Raw genomic sequence first — 16673 nt, 5'->3', positions numbered from 1 at the left:
GTCGTCCATGCCGTCGTTCCGCCCCACCCTGCTCGCCGCCGCCGTGCTCAGCGCGAGTCTCGCCGCCTGCCAGCCGCAGAACGCACCGGCACCCGCCGACTCCGCCCCCGCCGCCACGGCGCCCGCTGCCGATCCGGCGGTGGACAAACGTTTCAGCGAGATTTCGCAGCAGTGGCTGGACGGCTGGTTCAAGCTCAACCCGGTCGCCGCCACGCAGATCGGCAAGCACGATTACGACGGTGAGGTCGATGACCTCAGCGCCGCCGGCCGCCAGGCGCAGGTCGATTTCGCGAAGAAGATTCTCGCCGAACTGGACGGCATCGACACCAGCAAGCTCTCGCGCGAGAACCAGATCGACGCGGCGATCCTGCGCAACCAGGTGCGCGGCGACATCTGGAGCGTCGAGACGCTGCAGAGCTGGGCGTGGGATCCGCAGGTGTACAGCGGCCTGGCCGGTGGCGCGATCTACAACCTGATGGCGCGCGAGTTCGCGCCGATGCCGCAGCGCCTGAAGTCGGCGACCGCGCGCATGCAAAAGATCCCGGCCGTCTACGCGCAGATGCGCGAGAACCTGGATCCGGCGCGGGTGCCGAAGATCCACGCCGAGACGGTCGCCAAGCAGAACGCCGGCATCCTCAGCCTCATCGACACCTTCATCGTGCCCAACGCCGACCAGCTGAAGGGCGAGGACCGCAAGCAGCTCGACGCCGCCGTGGCCGGTCTGCGCAAGGCCGTGGCCGAGCAGCAGAAGTGGCTGGACGAAACGCTGGTGCCCAACGCCAAGGGTGAGTTCCGCATCGGCCAGACGCTGTACGACGAGAAGCTGCAGTTCTCGCTCAACTCCTCACTGTCGCGTGCGGAAATCAAGCAGCGTGCCGAGGCCGAGCTCAAGCGCGTGCGCGGCGAGATGTACGCCATCGCGCAGACCGTGCTGAAGGACAAGCCGGGCGCGCCGGAACTGCCGGCCAACCCGTCGGCCGACCAGCAGCAGAAGGCGATCGAGGCCGCGCTGGAACTGGCCTACGCCGACAAGCCCGCGCGCGACCAGGTGGTGGACTTCGCCAAGAAGACGCTGGCCGACGCGACGGAGTTCACCCGCAAGCACGATCTGGTCACGGTGCCGAACGATCCGGTCAAGATCATCCTGATGCCGGAGTTCCAGCGCGGCGTGGCGGTGGCCTACTGCGACTCGCCGGGCCCGCTCGACAAGGGCCTGGACACCTATTACGCGATTTCGCCGATTCCGGACGACTGGAGCGCCGAGCAGGTCGATTCGTTCCTGCGCGAATACAACAGCCGCATGATCCACCTGCTGTCGATCCACGAGGCGATGCCGGGCCACTACCTGGAAGGCGCGCACTCGGTGGAATCGCACTCCACGCTGCGTTCGGTGCTGCGCTCGGGCCTGTTCGCCGAGGGCTGGGCGGTTTACACCGAGGACATGATGGCCGACGCCGGCTACCTGAATAACGACCCGCTGTTCCGCCTGGTGCAGCTGAAGTTCTACCTGCGCACCATCGCCAACGCGATCCTCGACCAGGGCGTGCACGTGGACAACTGGACGCGCGAGCAGGCGATGGAGCTGATGACGAAGCAGGCGTTCCAGCAGGAGCGCGAGGCCGCCGGCAAGTGGGTGCGCGCACAGCTGACCAGCGCACAGCTGCCGACGTACTTCGTCGGCGCACAGGAGCACTTCGACATGCGCAAGGCGGTGGAAGCCAGGCTGGGCGACAAGTTCAACGCGAAGGCCTACCACGACCAGGTGTTGAGCTACGGCGCGCCGCCGGTTCGTTTCGTCCGGGAAATGATGCTGGACGAGCCGATCAAGTGACGATCCGGCGCGTGGCCGCCAAGCTGCCACGCCTTTGCCGGATCGTCATCCCCGCGCAGGCGGGGATCCAGCGCCTTCACTCCTAGCTGTCATCCCGGCGAAAGCCGGTATCCAGGGCCGCGGTTGCGCAAGCAGCCGCGGCTGCTTCTTTTGGTCCGCCGCGGAAACGACGACGTTGTTTCCTCCACCACACGCCCAGCCCGCATTCCGATCGACGCGCGCCTACCGGCTCCGCCCGTCATATGGCACGACCTTCAGCGATGCCACGTCCACGTCGTCCAGGCAGCGCGCGTTGATCGCGACCATCGGCGTTCCGTCCGGCATGGCGCCTTCGGTGAACGGCGAAATTCCGCATGTGGTGCAGAAGTGGTGCGCGAGCTTGTGCGTGTTGAAGCGGTACGTGCCGTAGTTCGACTCCGGCGTCTTCAGGGTGAAGGCGGTGCGTGGGGCGAACCACAGCAGGCCACCGCGTTTGGCGCACATGGAACAGTTGCAGTCGATGACCTGGTCGATCTGGCCTTCGACTTCGTATGCGATGCCGCCGCAGTGGCAGCCGCCGGTGTAACGGGGCATGACGCTCCTCCTCCGTGGAAAGGCCCGATTGTGCCTCCAGCAGGCTGCCTGTGGAGTGCCATAAGCGACGTCCGCTTAACCGGGTGGCGCTATCCTTCGCACCGCACCGCAGCACGCCGGAGGTCGCCATGCCCGCTTCCCGTACAGGCAGCACCGTGATCCCCACGCTGAGCTGTCGCGACGCGCCCGCCATGATCGACTGGCTGTGCCGTGCCTTCGGTTTCGAAAAGCAGGCCGTGTACATGGATGGCGACGTCGTGCTGCACGCGCAGCTCACCTTCGGCAACGGCATGGTCATGCTCGGGTCGTCCGGCAAGGACGGCGACTGGGCCAAGCACATGGTCGCGCCGCAGGACATCGGCGGGCGCGCGACGCATGGCGTGTGCGTAATCGTCGCCGATGCCGATGCACACTACGCGCAGGCCAAGGCCGCCGGTGCGACCATCGAGATCGACATCGCCGACCAGCACTACGGTGGCCGCGGCTACGCCTGCCGCGATCCGGAAGGCTACCTGTGGTGGTTCGGCACCTACGACCCCTGGAATCCCTGAGCATGGAACTGTTCGAAACACATCCGAGTCCCGTCGATGGCATCCGCGTGGGCATCGGTGGATGGACGTTCGCGCCGTGGCGCGACAACTTTTATCCAAAGGGCCTGGTGCAGCGTCGAGAGCTGGAATACGCCAGCCGCCGGCTCACCGCCATCGAGGTCAACGGCACCTACTACGGTGCGCAGAAGCCGGCCACCTACGAGAAATGGGCGGCGGAAACGCCGGAAGGCTTCGTGTTTTCCGCAAAGGCCCCCATGCGCATCATGCAGTCGCGCGCCTTGGCGAAGACGGGTCCGCAGATCGAGGATTTCCTCGGCGGCATCGTGTCGCTGGGGGACCGGCTCGGACCGATCGTGTGGCAGTTCGATGCGAACCAGCGCCTGCAGATGGACAGCTTTTCCGCCTTCCTGGAACTGCTGCCGAAATCGGTCGACGGACGTGCCCTGCGGCACGTGCTGGACGTGCGCGATGCCGCCTTCGTCAATGCCGATTACCTGGCACTGGCGCGCCGCCATGGCATGGCCACTGTATTCACCGATTCGGACGAATACCCGTCGTTCGCCGACGTGACGGCCGATTTCGTTTACGCGCGGCTGATGCGTTCGCGCAGCGACGTGCCAACGGGATACCCGGATGGCGAGCTGAACGCCTGGGCCGCGCGTGCACGCGAGTGGGCGGCGGGCGGGCAGCCGGAAAGCCTTCCCTATCTCGACCCCGCCAACCCACCGGCGAAGCAGAAGCGTGACGTGTTCGTGTTCTTCATCAGCGCGGCCAAGGAACGCAACCCCGCCGCGGCAATGGCGTTGATCGAGCGGCTGTAGCGGTTTCATCACGAGGCGTCGGCTTGGCCGTTTGCCATCATCCCTGTACGAGACGGGGAATCCAGACAGCCGCGGCATTCGTCCGGAGGCGTGAGCCGGGGATGGCTGGATTCCCGGCTGTGCGGGAATGACGGCCTGACGACACGGTTCATCGCAGGAACCCGGCGCTTCGTCGCGCCGACCGTGCCGAACGGCACTCCCCTGCGCGCCTTCTCGACACTATCAACGGCAGAGTCGAACCTACCGTTCGCCGTGAAGAGAGAGCGCCATGACCCACCGTCGCGAGTTCATCTCCACTGTCTCCCTCGCCGCCGCCGGCCTGGCACTGGCACCGCTGGCCGCGTGCAGCCAGGAATCGCCCACGCCGCGCGCGCAGTCCGCCGCGACGCCGGCGCCCAGGCCGTTCAGCGGCAAGCTGATCACGCGACCGATCCCGTCCACCGGTGAACAGATCCCCGTGATCGGCATGGGCACGTCGGGCAGCTTCGAGGTCGGCACTGATGCAGCGGCGCGCGCACCGCTGCGCGAAGTCCTCGACGCCTTCGTCGCCGCGGGCGGCACGCTCATCGACACCGCGCCCACCTATTCGACCGCGGAAGACGTGCTGGGCGACCTGATGTCCGAGGCCAAGGCGCGGCAGAAGCTGTTCGTCGCGACCAAGCTGTCGGGCGTCACCGGCAAGCAGGAAGGCCTGGCGCAGTTCAACGACACGCTGCGCCGGCTGCGCACCGACAAGGTCGAGCTGCTGCAGGTGCACAACCTGCGCGACACCGCCACGCAGATCGCCCTGGCGCGCGAACTGAAGGCGCAGGGCAAGACGCGCTATGTCGGCCTCACCCACTACCGCGAGGACGGCCAGGCGCAACTCGCCGAAGAGATGCGCAGGCACAAGCCCGACTTCATCCAGATCAACTACTCGCCCGTGTCGCGCGGCGCGGAACAGACGGTATTTCCGCTAGCGCGCGAACTGGGCTGCGCTGTGATGATCAACCGCGCCTTCGAGGACGGGCGGCTGATCTCGCAGGTGCGCGACAAGCCGTTGCCGGCATGGGCCAAGGATGTCGGTGCGGATTCGTGGGCGCAGCTGTTCCTGAAGTTCGTGCTGAGCCATCCGGCGGTGACGGTGGTGATTCCGGCCACGTCGAAGGTGCGTCATCAGGTCGACAACCTGCGTGCCGGCACCGGCAAGCTGCTGGACGAGAAGCAGCGCCAGGCGCTGATCGCGGCACTGGCCTGAGTCCCGCATGACGACCTGGCAGGTCCGCATCGCGCGCGTCTTCGGCATCGCCGACCACGAAGCGCGTCCGGTGATGACCGGCGCGCTGCTGTTCTTCATGCTTTTCGCCGGCTATTTCATGCTGCGCCCGGTGCGCGAGACGATGGGCGTGGCCGGCGGCGTGGACAACCTGCAGTGGCTGTTCACCGGGACGTTCCTGGCCACGCTCGCGGCGATGCCGCTGTTCGGCTGGATCGCCGCGAAGGTGCCGCGACGCACCATCCTGCCGTGGACGTTTGGATTCTTCGCGCTGAACCTGGCGCTGTTCGCGGTCTGCTTCCACCTGCAGCCCGACAACCTGTGGATCGCGCGCACGTTCTACATCTGGCTGTCGGTGTTCAACCTGATCGCCATCTCCGTGGTGTGGAGCGTGTGCGTGGACCTGTTCCCGATGGCGCAGGCCAAGCGCGTGTTCGCGCTGATGGCCGCGGGCGCCAGCCTGGGCGGACTGGTCGGACCGCTGCTCGGCATCGCGCTGGTGGGCGTGATCGGCCACGCGGGACTGCTGTGGCTGGCCTCGATCTTGCTGGTGGCCGGCATCGCAGTCGCACGGCACCTGCAGCGCTGGCGCGATGCGCAACCGGTGCGCGAGGAGCTCACCGCCGATGCACGGCGCCGTCCGCTCGGCGGCAGCCCCTTCGCCGGCTTCACCACGGTGCTGCGTTCGCCGTTCTTGCTGGGCATTTCGCTGTTCGTGCTGCTGCTGGCCAGCGTCAGCACGTTCCTGTACTTCGAACAGGCCCGACTGGTCGAACTGACGTTCCCTGATCGAGCCGACCAGACGCGCGTGTTCGGCACCATCGACGTCGTGGTGCAGAGCCTGACCATCCTGTCGCAGCTGTTCATCACCGGCCGGCTGGTGCAGCGGCTGGGCCTGGGCGTGCTGCTGGTGGCGGTGCCCGCCGTGGCGATGCTCGGCTTCGTCTGGCTGGCGCTGGCGCCGACGTTCGCGGTACTGGCGGTGGTGATGGTGGTGCGCCGCGCCGGCGAGTACGCATTCGTGCGGCCGGGACGCGAGATGCTGTTCACCGTCGTCCCGACCGAAGCCAAGTACAAGGCAAAGAACTTCATCGACAGCGTGGTGTATCGCGGTGCCGATGCGGTCAGTGGCTGGGCGAAGGCGCTGGTGGACATCCTGGCACAGCAGCCGGCGATCGCGGCACTGATCGGCGCGGCCATCGCGCTGGCCTGGGGCCTCACCGGCGCGGGACTGGCACGCGCGCAGGCCCGTATTGCCGACCGGGAATCGTTGCCGGACGGGCTCGACGTCGCCGGCGAGGGGCTGCGTCGCTGACGCGGCGCAACGCCGTCCCTTCGTTCCTTTTTCGAGGCCGCGAATCGTCCGATTGCGTTTGAGCCGCTCTGGCGGCTCAATGCGCAGGACGCGGACGCCCGACGGCGGGCCGCGCACCCATGGACCCAGGGGATGCGATGGAAGGCTTGTTGGTATTGATCGGACTGGCCGTACTGGCCGTCCCCGTATTGCTGATCGCGGCGCTCGTCGGCCTCAGCCGGCTGAAGGAACGCGTCGCGATGCTCGAAGGCGAGGTCGCGGACCTACGCATTGCCCGCCCGCAAAAACCGGCGCCGCAGGGCGATGCCCGGTTCGATGTGCAACTCACGCCGGAACCGATCCGGCCGAGCCCGCCCTCGAGTCCGCCACCGGAGCCCGCACCCCAGCGAGCGGCACGACCGGTGCCACCGCCGTTGCCCCGGACGGCCTACCACGAGCCGCCCGCCTACCAGCAGGCAGAGTCCGAAGCGCCGCGCGTCAAGCCGGCTCGGCGCGAACCCCGGGAGCCGGACGTGTTCGACAAGGTGGGATTGGCGATCAAGCGCTGGTTCACCGTCGGCAACGTGCCGGTGAAGATCGGCATCCTCGTGCTCTTCGCCGGCGTGGCCGCGCTGCTCAAGTACGCGGCCGACCAGGGCTGGCTGAACGCACCGATCGAGCTGCGCCTGGCCGGAGTCGCCGCGGGTGCGCTGGCCGCGCTGGTGTTCGCGTGGCGCAAGCGCGAAGCCCATCGCGTGTTCGCGCTGAGCCTGCAGGGCGGTGCCATCGGCGTGCTGCTGCTGGTGGTGTTCGCTGCGTTCAAGCTGTACGGGCTGTTGAACGCACCCGCGGCCTTCGCACTGAGCGTGGTGCTGGTGGCCGGCGCCGGCATGCTGGCGGTACTGCAGGACGCGAAGGCGCTGGCGTTCTTCGCGGTACTGGCGGGCTTCCTCGCGCCGATCTGGCTGTCCACCGGCAGCGGCAACCACGTCGCGCTGTTCTCGTACTACGCGGTGCTCAACGCGGCCATCTTCGCGATCGCGTGGTGGAAAGCCTGGCGCGTGCTCAACCTGCTGGGCTTCGCCTTCACCTTCGGCATCGGCATCGCGTGGGGCGTGCTGGACTACGACGCCTCGAAGTTCGCCAGCACCGAACCCTTCCTGCTGCTGTTCTTCGCCCTGTACCTGCTGATCCCGCTGCTGTTCGCGCGCCGGCAGCCGGCCGGACGACGCGACTTCATCGACGGCTGTCTGGTGTTCGGCACGCCGCTGATCGCGTTCTCGTTGCAGGCCGGCCTGCTGCACGGCGCACGCATGCCGCTGGCGTTCAATGCGCTGGGACTCGCCGCTGTGTACGCGGCGCTGGCGTGGGCCTTGCGCCGGCGCGAGGGCTTCGGCGTGCTCGGCACGTCGTACGCCCTACTGGCGGTCGGCTTCGCCACGCTGGCCGTGCCGCTGGCGTTGTCGGCGCGTGCGACCGGCTGCGTGTTCGCGCTGGAAGGCGCGGCACTGGTGTGGCTGGGCCTGCGCCAGCAACGCAGGCTGCCGGAGTTCTCGGGCATTGCGCTGCAATTCCTGGCGGCGATCGCGTTCGGCATCGGCGCCGGCGAGCGAGCCGGCGGTATGGCGATCGCCAACGCGGGCTTCATGAGTGCGCTGCTGATCGCGGCGGCCGCGCTGGCCACGGCGTGGGCTTACCGTGGCGCGGGGCGGATCGTCTCGGCGCAACTGTCCTATCTCTGGGGCCTGACCTGGTGGTGCGGCAATGTGCTCACCGAGATCGAGCGCTTCGTCCGCGCCGATGCAGCCGCCGACGTGGCGCTGGCCTGCGCGGCACTCACCGGCTGGCTGGCTGCCGAGGTGCATCGGCGCAAGCCTGATCTGGTGCTGATCGGCACCACGCTGGCCGCGCTCGCGGCGGCCGCGCCGCTGGCGATGTTGCAGAGCCAGGCGCACGCGCAGCCCTTCGCCGGCTATGGCGCCGTCGCGTGGGCGGTCTACATCGCGCTGGGCCTGCGCAGCCTGGTCTGCCTGCGCCAGGGCGAGCATCCACTCGCGCCGTGGGCGCAGCTGGTCTGGTGGCTGGTGCTGCCTTTCGCCGCGTCGCTGTCGCTGGCCTGGCTGGGCGGACGGTTTGCGCTGGATGAAGGCTGGCGCATCGCCGCGACGGCACTGCCGTGGCTGATCGTGATCGCCATCAGCCTGGTCCGCTGGTCGTGGCTGCGCACGCCGCTGCAGGAACGCTTCGATGCGATGCGGCCGGTGCTGCAGTCGCTGTACTTCGCCATCGCGGTGATCGGCTGGCTGGCATCGCTTGTTTCCGCGGGCGGCAGTGCGCCGCTGCCGTGGGTGCCATTGCTCAACCCGCTGGAATTGGCGCAGCTGATGGCGGTGTTGCTGGCCGCACTCTGGATGTGGTCCGGCCATGCGCCGGCAACGCTGGCGGGCGTGCGCGTGCCGGTTCTGGCGGCGCTGACCTTCGCGCTGATCACCTCCATTCCGCTGCATGCCGTGCACCACTGGGGCGGCCTGCCGTGGAACGGCGCGTTGATCGGCGCCAGCCTGGCTCAGACCACGCTGACCGTGACGTGGAGCGTGCTGGGCGTGATCGGCTGGGTGCTGGGTTCGCGGCGCGGCAACCGCCCGCTGTGGGTGGTCGGCGCGGTGCTGATGGCGGTCGTGCTGGTCAAGCTCATCGTCGTCGACCGCGGCAACCTGGGCAACGGCCTGGGCATCGCGTCGTTCATTGCGTATGGCCTGCTGTGCACGGTCGTCGGTTACCTTGCACCGGCGCCGCCGCGTGCGCACGAGGAGGAGGCGACCGCATGAAGCATCTGGCGTGGCTGATCGTACTGCCGATGACGGCCCTCGCCGGGCCGCGCGAGGACTACTCGCGGCAATGGCCGCTACAGCCGGTTCGCGAACACGAAGGCGCGTACCGGGTTCAACTGGACCGCGAGGTTTACCGGACCGCCGTGTCGCCCACGCTGCTGGACGTGGACGTGATCGATGCGACCAGCCGCACCGTGTCGGCGGGAATCCTCGGTGCCGATGCACCGGCGACGCCGGCAGCCCAGCGCGTGACCGTGCCGTGGTTCGCGGTACCCGGTGCGCGTGCGGGCGAACCGGCATCGCTGGCGCTGATCGCGCAGCGCGACGCGCAGGGCCGCATCCTGTCGCTGCAGGCCAGCACCGACGGTTCGCCATCCACCGCCGGTGCGCGCGGCGGTGCCGTGCTGTTCGATCTCAGCGCGATCCGCTCCAGCGTTTCGGCGCTGGAACTGGAATGGACGCCTGGCACCGTGGTGGATGCCGCCTTTCGCGTCGAAACCAGCGACGACCTGCAGCGCTGGAACACCGTGTCCGAACGCCAGCCGCTGCTAGCGCTGACGCAGGGCGGCCGTCGCCTGCAGCAGAACGAGATTCCGTTGCAGGGCAGCGCGCGTTACGTCCGCATCACGCTGCTCGAAAGCGGTCCGCCCTTGCCCATCGCCCAGGCGTCGGCCCGCCTTTCTACCGCCCCGGCGCAGTCTCCGCTGCAGTGGGAGACGTTGTCAGGCCGCGCGCTGCGCGAAGGCAACCGCGATTACCACGTGTACGTGCTGGAGGGCCGCTTCCCGATGGAGCGTGCAGACATCGTCGCCGGCAACTCCGCCGTGGAATGGACGCTGGAAAGTCGCGACGGCGACGACGCACCGTGGCGCTGGCGCGCTGGGCCGTGGATGGCATTCCGCGTGGACGGCAGTGGCGGCGTCACCGCATCGGCCGCCGTCGCGGTGGAAGGTGCACCGGTCCGCGACCGGCAGTGGCGGTTGTCGGCCACGCGTGGCATGCCCGCGCAATCCCCGACGCTGCGCCTGGGTTATCGACCGGAATCGGTCGTGTTCCTCGCGCAGGGCCAGGCACCGTGGTCGCTCGTCGCAGGCAGCGCCGTGGCCCAGCGTGCCGCCGCACCGATGCCGCAACTGCTGCAGGCGCTGCGCGACTCGCGCGGAGCGGACTGGCAGCCTGCGTCTGCCACGCTCTCGCAGGGCCAGCCGCTCGCTGGCGAACAGGCACTGCAGCCACGCGCCAAACCGCTGGACTGGAAGCAGTGGCTGCTGTGGGGCCTGCTGGTCGGCGGCGCGGCCGTGGTCGTCACGCTGGCGCTCAGCCTGCTGCGCAAACCGGCATCGCGCGACGCGTGATGCCAACGCCGGCCGGATGTCCCGGCCGGCTCAGCGCAGGCGCGCCATCGCCCGTACCGGGAAGGTCCCCGCGCCGCGTACCTTCGGCGGCATCGCGCTGAACTCGAAGCCTTCGTCCGGCAGCGCGCGCAGGTTGCACAGGTGTTCGACGATCAGGATGTCGGCACCCAGCAGCACGGAATGCACCGGACGCGACCTGCCGCGGGTGTCGTCGATGTTCATCGAATCGATGCCGACCAGCTTCACGCCGCAGTCGCGCAGATAGTGCGCCGCGTCCTCGGTGAGGAATGGATGCTCGACCGCATACGCGTCCTCGCGCCAGTACGCATCCCAGCCCGTGTGCACCAGCACCGCGCGGCGGCGCAGTTCGCGCTCGCGGAACCACGACGCGTCGATGGCACGCACCTGGCGATGGTCGGCGCGGATGACGATGCCTTCCAGATCGCAGAACGCCTCCGGACCGATCTGTGACAGGTCGTGGCCGTGTTCGTAGCGGTGGGACGGGCAATCCAGATACGTGCCGGTGTTGGCCACCATCTCGATCTTCGCGATCTGGAATTCCGTTCCCGGCGCGTACACCTCGCGCGAGCGCTCGCGGCTGAGGTAATCGCAGATGCGCGCCGCCGGCAGGCCGGGATACGTCACCAGTCCATCCTCGATCACGTGGCTGAGCTCCACGTACGCGCGTCGCGCGCCATCCGACTGTGCCTTGCGCTTGTGCGGCTCGACGATGATCTTCTTGTTGAGGATGCGGGTCGGGCCGACCATCAGCAGCCGCAGGTCGCGCACGATGTAGTCGACCAGCGCCGCATCGTCGATGTCGTCGCCGTCGATGTCCAGGCGGAAGTCCTGGCCTTGGATGCCGCCACCGTTGGTGAACTCGAATTCGAAATCGAAGACGACGCGCTTGTCGGTCATGGAGGTTCCGGTCATGGGTGAAGGGGTTCTGGCGCTCCTCGTGCAGTGCAGGGCTGAGGAGGTGGCGCCGCGAAGCGCCGGAGAGGATTTTCCGTGTGACGCTCATCGGTACGGCGGGTGCGGGCCGCGCAGTTGCTTACCCCTCACCTGCCATTCGGACAGCTTCTGCACAGGAAGGGGAAGCTCTGGATCCCGGCTTTCGCCGGGATAACGATCCGGCAAAGCCGCAGCCGCGCGCGGCCGCGGGCCGGATCGTTACTTCGCCCGCTGGCTCAGCGCGACGCTGCCCAGGATCATCGCGCCGGCGATGCCCATCTTGATCGTCAGGGGCTCGTCCAGCAGCAGCCAGGCCCAGGCCACGCCGAACACGGGGATCAGGTAGGTCACGGTGGACGCGCGGCTCGCACCGATGCGGGCGATCAGCCGGTAGTACATGACGAACGCCAGCCCCGTGCAGACCACGCCGAGCATGCCGGCCGAGAACCATGACTTCATCGGGATGGGATCGGCGGGCCAGTAGGCGATCGCGAACGGCAAGGTGAGCAGCGCGGAGGTTCCCAGCGTCGCCGAGGCCACCGCAGCCGGCGGCAGGCCCGTCAGGTGGCGGCGCACCAGGTTGATGCCGATGCCGTACAGGAAGGCCGCTGTTGCGCCGGCGGCCACCGCCCAGCCGACCTGGTCGCCACCGGCAGTCTTGTCGCCCGCCAGCACCACGACGCCAGCAAAGCCCGCCACCAGCGCCACCGCGCGGCGTGAGCCGATCTTCTCGCCGAAGAACATGAAACCGACCAGCGCGGTGAACAGCACCGTCATCGCGTTGGCGATGGCGCCGATACCGGCCGGCGCACGCTGCGCGGCCCATGCGAACAGCAGGAAGGGCACGGCGGAGTTGATGGCGCCGATCAGCGCGATCTTCGGCCACAGGCCCAGCGGGAACTGCCCGCGCGCGCGCCACAGGAACGGCAGCAGCACCAGCGAACCCAGTGCCAGGCGCACCTCGACCAGCGGCACCGCACCGAAGTCGTTGGCGGAGACGCGCATGAACAGGAACGAGGCGCCCCAGATCGCGCCGAGTACGCCAAGTTCGACCGGGGTGAGCCAGCCACGTTCGCGCGTATCGGGCAGACCGGAGGCGGATGCGACGGTGTTCATGCGGAACCTCGTGGGGAGGAATCGGAAGGCTGCTCAACCCTGCGTGGGGTGGTAGCAGTGGACGATGGAATCGGGGCTGCCGCCAGCGGCGAGGAACGCGGCATCGCCCAGGTTGAGGCCGATCAGGCGCACGCCGGTTTCGGTATGCGGACGATGGCGGCTGTCGGGCGCGAAGTACACGTAGGTACCCGCGCCGTGGCGCGCGTCCCCTTCGATCACCTCGCCGCTGATCACGTAGTACGACTCGCCGGTCTCGTGATGGTCCAGCACCGGCCATTGCGCACCGGCCGCCATGTCGACCACCCACATGCGCACGCCGGGACCGGCCGGCAGATCGCGCCGCGTGCAGCCTTCGCCGACTTCGATCGCGGGCACCGAGTCGACGTCCAGCGCCTGCATTAGCGGCGGAACTACGGTGTGGTGTTCCAGATCCAGCGCGCGGCTCATGCTTCTCCGATGGGACATCACCTGCGGCGAACCAACAATCTGGCTCATGCCGGAACGCCCATTCTGATTCCGTCGCCGCGCCTTACAAGCGCATACTTTCACAGGCAGACTTGAATCATATTTGAGGCTCATATGGCGCTGCGCGCAGATTGGCTCCCGGCCCTGACGGCGTTCGAATCCGCGGCACGCCACCAGAACTTCGCGCATGCCGCCGAAGAGCTGCACCTCACCGCCAGCGCGGTCAGCCATCACGTGCGCAAGCTGGAATCGCGCCTGGGCGTGGCGTTGTTCCAGCGCCATGCACGCGGCGTCTCGCTGACCGCCGAGGGCCGCCAGTTGGCCGACGCGGCGGGCACCGCGCTGGCGGACGTCGAAGGCGTGCTGCGCAGCCTGCATACCGGGCGCGAGGAAAGCGACCGCATCCGCATCACCACCCTGCACTCGCTGGCCTACACCTGGCTGCTGCCGCGCCTGCCCGGCTTCGCCCGCGCGCATCCGCAGCTGCGCCTGAGCGTGGACACCGAGATCGCACTGACCCGCTTCGACGACGGCGGACCCGACCTGGGCCTGCGCCACGGGCCGGGGCACTGGCCGGGACTGACCGCGCATTTCCTGATGGACGAGGCGCTGTTTCCCGTCGTCTCGCCCGCGTATGCCGGACTGCCCGACCTCGCCACCGCCGCGGACATCGTCCGCCATCCGCTCATTGCCGACCATGCCCGCCAGGGCTGGCACGACTGGTTCCGCGGCGCCAACGTGCACGGCGCGCGCGTGGAGGAGCGCTACACCTTCAGCGACACCACGGACGCCTTGAACGCCGCAGTGCATGGACTGGGCATCGCCCTGGCCCGCTCGCGCATCGTCGCGCCCTACCTCGAACGCTGCCAGCTGGTCCGCCTGCCGGTTCCGCCCCTGACGGCGCGCTGGTCGTATTACGTCGTCTACCCGGCGCACCGGCGCCTGCGCCCGGCCGCGCGGACCTTCGTCGACTGGCTGCTGGAAGCGGCCCGCCAGTAGGCCTGCCCTCAGCGCGAAAAATTTTTTTCGGGAGCGTGTCGATTCCGCGCGCCCCGCTTCGTCGTCATGACAAGAGCCGGCAAGGGGCCGGCTTCCTCCACCAGGAGACGACGATGAAATTCATGGTGATCGTGAAGGCCTCCCTTGAGTCCGAAGCCGGCCAGATGCCGAGCGAGGAACTGCTCACCCAGATGGGCCGCTACAACGAGGAGCTGGCCAAGGCCGGCGTGATGCTGGGCGGCGAAGGCCTGTACGCCAGTTCGCAGGGCGCGCGCGTTCGCTTCGACGGCGACCGCCGCAGCGTGATCGACGGGCCCTTCGCCGAAACCAAGGAACTCATCGCCGGCTACTGGCTGTTCCAGACCGCGTCGCTGCAGGAAGCGATCGAATGGGTGAAGCGCTGCCCCAATCCGGACGGCGGGCAGAGCGAGATCGAGATCCGCCGCGTCTACGAATCCCACACCTGCGGCGCCGAGCTCACGCCCGAACTGCTCGCCCAGCAGCAGCGCATCGCCGAGCAACTGGCCGCACGCCAGTAAGTACCGCGATCACACCCGCATAACCCGCCACGGCGCCCCATGGCGCGCGCCACACCACATGGACTCCGGATCATGAAGATCAACGCCTACCTCACCTTCGACGACCAGTGCGAGGCAGCCTTCCGCTTCTACCAGCAGTGCCTGGGCGGCACGCTGGAAGCGCTGAACCGCTTCGGCGACACGCCCGCGTGCGAACACGTGCCCGCCTCGCATCGCGACCGCATCATGCACGCACGCCTGGTCGTGGGCGACCAGGCATTGATGGGTTCGGACTCCGTGCCCGAACATCCGTACGAGCCGATCAAGGGGTTCTCGATCGCGCTCAACGTGGACTCCGTCGCCGAGGCCGAACGCGTGTTCAACGCGCTGTCCGAAGGCGGGCACGTGATCATGCCGCTGGACCAGACGTTCTGGGCCGCGCGCTTCGGCATGTTCGTCGACCGCTTCGGTGTGTCGTGGATGGTGAACTGCGACAAGGACGGCTGAGCGCAGCCGCGCGCCTTCCTGCTTCGCTTCCGCGACACCGGCAATCGCGCCCTCGATGAGGGCGACCCTTCGCAAAACTCCCTGCTGCACGGGGAACGGGCGTCTGCTGCCCGCAGAACCACCAGGCTCTCTCAATCAACCACTCACTCGATCAAAGGAACACATCATGGCCACCCAGATCTTCGTCAACCTGCCCTGCAAGGACCTGCCGCGCTCCAAGGCGTTCTTCGAATCGCTGGGCTACAGCTTCAATCCGGACTTCACCGACGACAACGCCGCCTCGATGGTCGTCACCGACGGCATCTACGTGATGCTGCTGACCGAGCCGTTCTTCGCCGGGTTCACCAAGAAGCCCGTCGCCGACGCGCACAAGACCACCGAGGCCATCGTCTGCCTGTCGCTGGACAGCCGCGAAGCAGTGGACGAGATCGTCGCCAAGGCGGTGGCCGGTGGCGCGAAGACGCCCAACGCACCGCAGGATCACGGCTTCATGTACGGGCACGGATTCGAGGACCTGGACGGCCACCTGTGGGAGTTCGTGCACATGAGCGGCATGCCGCCCAAGGCCGAGTAACCCGCAACGACAACGCCCGACAACGACTCCAGGAGAACACCCATGCGCTTCATGATGCTGATGATCCCCAAGGGCTACGAATCGGCCGACCCGGGCACGATGCCGCCGGCCGATCGCGTCGCCGCGATGATGAAATACAACGAAGCCCTGCAGAAGGCCGGCGTGCTGCTGGCGCTGGATGGCCTGCATCCGCCGTCGATGGGCGCGCGCGTCAGCTTCAGCGACGGCAAGCCCACGGTGACCGACGGCCCCTTCAGCGAGGCCAAGGAAGTGCTGGGCGGGTACTGGATGATCCAGGTGAAATCGCGCGAGGAAGCCATCGCGTGGGCCTCGCGTTGCCCGGCCAGCGACAACGAGGTGATCGAGGTACGCCAGGTGCAGGAGTTCGACGATTTCCCCGCCGACGTGCAGGAAGCCGCGGCCGGCTTCCAGGACATGCAGTCGCAGACCACGAAGAAGAACTGACGGAGCCCGCACGCATGTTCAAGATCATTGCCCTGGTCGTCGCGGCCGTCATCGCCCTGGTGCTGGTGGTCGCGGCGGTACGGCCCGACACCTTCCGCGTCGAGCGCAGCCTGGTGATCCAGGCCCCGCCGCAGCGCATCTACGACCAGATCCACGATTTCCATCGCTGGCAGGCGTGGTCGCCGTACGAGAAGCTCGATCCGGCGATGAAGCGCGAGATCGCCGGTGCGCCCAATGGAGTCGGCGCGGTATATGCCTGGGATGGCAACCGCAACGCCGGCGCCGGACGGATGGAAATCGTCGAGGCCGTGCCCGCCTCGCGCGTGCGCATCCGCCTGGATTTCGTGCGGCCGATGGAAAACACCAGCACGGCCGAACTCGACATCGTCCCCGAAGGGAACGCCAGCCGTGTGACCTGGGCGATGCACGGTCCGGCGCCGTATGTGACGCGGCTGTTCGGGCTCGTGTTCGACATGGACAAGATGATCGGCAAGGACCTCGAGGAAGGCCTGCGCAACCTCGAACGCATCGCCGAGACCGCCGATACGCCGGCGCACGGCTGAA

17 protein-coding genes are annotated in these 16673 nt (G+C 68.0%); 13 read left to right on the top strand and 4 right to left on the bottom strand.

All coding sequences use genetic code 11. From position 1 onward, the window contains the following. The first annotated feature begins 7 nt into the window (after positions 1-7). Positions 8-1831, top strand: a complete 1824-nt coding sequence (locus VFE83_RS05815) for a DUF885 domain-containing protein (RefSeq protein WP_324904005.1) — start codon at positions 8-10, stop codon at positions 1829-1831. Positions 1832-2053: 222 nt separating this feature from the next. Here the strand turns inward: VFE83_RS05815 and VFE83_RS05810 are convergent, their stop codons facing one another. Further along, positions 2054-2404 (bottom strand): GFA family protein, encoded by a 351-nt coding sequence (locus tag VFE83_RS05810; protein ID WP_324904002.1) that lies wholly within the window; start codon positions 2402-2404, stop codon positions 2054-2056. Positions 2405-2532: 128 nt separating this feature from the next. Between VFE83_RS05810 and VFE83_RS05805 the strand changes: the two genes are divergently transcribed. The 6 genes from VFE83_RS05805 to VFE83_RS05780 all read left to right on the top strand — a co-directional run bounded on the left by VFE83_RS05805 (position 2533) and on the right by VFE83_RS05780 (position 10511). Continuing rightward, positions 2533-2955 (top strand): VOC family protein, encoded by a 423-nt coding sequence (locus VFE83_RS05805; protein WP_324904000.1) that lies wholly within the window; start codon positions 2533-2535, stop codon positions 2953-2955. A 2-nt stretch (positions 2956-2957) separates the two neighbouring features. Then, positions 2958-3776, top strand: a complete 819-nt coding sequence (locus VFE83_RS05800; RefSeq protein ID WP_324903998.1) for a DUF72 domain-containing protein — start codon at positions 2958-2960, stop codon at positions 3774-3776. A 268-nt stretch (positions 3777-4044) separates the two neighbouring features. Next, the gene (locus tag VFE83_RS05795; RefSeq protein ID WP_324903996.1) at positions 4045-5013 is read left to right on the top strand and encodes an aldo/keto reductase; all 969 of its coding nucleotides are present in this window, start codon (positions 4045-4047) and stop codon (positions 5011-5013) included. A 7-nt stretch (positions 5014-5020) separates the two neighbouring features. Beyond that, positions 5021-6346 (top strand): NTP/NDP exchange transporter, encoded by a 1326-nt coding sequence (locus tag VFE83_RS05790; protein ID WP_324903994.1) that lies wholly within the window; start codon positions 5021-5023, stop codon positions 6344-6346. A 137-nt stretch (positions 6347-6483) separates the two neighbouring features. Beyond that, entirely contained in the window at positions 6484-9153 is a 2670-nt protein-coding gene (locus VFE83_RS05785; RefSeq protein WP_324903992.1) for a DUF2339 domain-containing protein, read from the top strand. Further along, positions 9150-10511, top strand: coding sequence for a DUF3999 domain-containing protein (locus VFE83_RS05780; RefSeq protein ID WP_324903990.1), 1362 nt, complete (start codon positions 9150-9152; stop codon positions 10509-10511). The genes VFE83_RS05785 and VFE83_RS05780 overlap by 4 nt, the downstream gene beginning before the upstream one ends. Positions 10512-10541: 30 nt before the next feature. On the opposite strand, the gene VFE83_RS05775 is transcribed toward VFE83_RS05780, so the two are convergent. The 3 genes from VFE83_RS05775 to VFE83_RS05765 all read right to left on the bottom strand — a co-directional run bounded on the left by VFE83_RS05775 (position 10542) and on the right by VFE83_RS05765 (position 13028). Next, the gene (locus tag VFE83_RS05775; protein WP_324903987.1) at positions 10542-11429 is read right to left on the bottom strand and encodes a cyclase family protein; all 888 of its coding nucleotides are present in this window, start codon (positions 11427-11429) and stop codon (positions 10542-10544) included. 255 nt (positions 11430-11684) lie between these two features. Beyond that, positions 11685-12581, bottom strand: coding sequence for a DMT family transporter (locus VFE83_RS05770; protein WP_324903986.1), 897 nt, complete (start codon positions 12579-12581; stop codon positions 11685-11687). 33 nt (positions 12582-12614) lie between these two features. After that, positions 12615-13028 (bottom strand): cupin domain-containing protein, encoded by a 414-nt coding sequence (locus tag VFE83_RS05765; RefSeq protein WP_324903984.1) that lies wholly within the window; start codon positions 13026-13028, stop codon positions 12615-12617. Positions 13029-13160: 132 nt separating this feature from the next. Here VFE83_RS05765 and VFE83_RS05760 point away from each other — a divergent pair, with 132 nt between their 5' ends. The 6 genes from VFE83_RS05760 (at position 13161) to VFE83_RS05735 (ending at position 16672) form a co-directional block, all read left to right on the top strand. Then, positions 13161-14045, top strand: a complete 885-nt coding sequence (locus VFE83_RS05760) for a LysR substrate-binding domain-containing protein (protein ID WP_324903982.1) — start codon at positions 13161-13163, stop codon at positions 14043-14045. A 113-nt stretch (positions 14046-14158) separates the two neighbouring features. Further along, complete coding sequence (locus VFE83_RS05755) at positions 14159-14584, top strand: YciI family protein (protein ID WP_324903980.1); 426 nt, start codon at positions 14159-14161, stop codon at positions 14582-14584. A gap of 72 nt (positions 14585-14656) precedes the next feature. Continuing rightward, the gene (locus VFE83_RS05750) at positions 14657-15070 is read left to right on the top strand and encodes a VOC family protein (protein WP_324903978.1); all 414 of its coding nucleotides are present in this window, start codon (positions 14657-14659) and stop codon (positions 15068-15070) included. 166 nt (positions 15071-15236) lie between these two features. Beyond that, on the top strand, positions 15237-15644 hold the full coding sequence (locus VFE83_RS05745; RefSeq protein ID WP_324903976.1) for a VOC family protein: 408 nt from the start codon (positions 15237-15239) through the stop codon (positions 15642-15644). Positions 15645-15686: 42 nt separating this feature from the next. Next, positions 15687-16109, top strand: coding sequence for a YciI family protein (locus VFE83_RS05740; RefSeq protein ID WP_324903974.1), 423 nt, complete (start codon positions 15687-15689; stop codon positions 16107-16109). 14 nt (positions 16110-16123) lie between these two features. After that, the gene (locus VFE83_RS05735; protein WP_324903972.1) at positions 16124-16672 is read left to right on the top strand and encodes an SRPBCC family protein; all 549 of its coding nucleotides are present in this window, start codon (positions 16124-16126) and stop codon (positions 16670-16672) included. Position 16673 lies beyond the last annotated feature (1 nt).

It is taken from the genome of Lysobacter sp. (assembly GCF_035655815.1).
Taxonomy (GTDB): domain Bacteria; phylum Pseudomonadota; class Gammaproteobacteria; order Xanthomonadales; family Xanthomonadaceae; genus Lysobacter_J.
This window is presented reverse-complemented; position numbering and strand designations above follow the sequence as displayed.